This is a genomic window from Pseudomonas sp. SIMBA_068, assembly GCF_046534705.1.
Lineage (GTDB): Bacteria > Pseudomonadota > Gammaproteobacteria > Pseudomonadales > Pseudomonadaceae > Aquipseudomonas > Aquipseudomonas putida.
In genome coordinates this window covers 1-263 of sequence record NZ_JAWRYI010000760.1, presented here as the reverse complement: position 1 = coordinate 263, position 263 = coordinate 1, and the positions used below count along the sequence as shown (strand labels likewise).

Here is a 263-nt window from a genome sequence, read left to right as displayed (position 1 = left end):
CCAGTGCCTGCTCAAGGGTGCTGACCGTGCGCTCGATATTGTGCAGTTTTTCGAGCCCGAACAGGCCGATGCGGAAGGTCTGGAAGTCGGCCGGCTCGTCGCATTGCAGCGGCACGCCGGCGGCTATCTGCAGGCCGTGAGCGGCAAATTTCTTGCCGCTCTTGATGTCGGCATCATCGGTGTAGCTGACCACGACGCCTGGGGCCTGGAAGCCGGCTGCGGCCACGCTCTTGAAACCTTTACCGGTCAACATGGCGCGCACC

Annotated in this window: 1 pseudogene; it reads right to left on the bottom strand. The window is 63.1% G+C overall.

From position 1 onward, the window contains the following. Positions 1–263: pseudogene (locus SB756_RS31325) on the bottom strand (alanine--glyoxylate aminotransferase family protein); the annotation flags it as partial.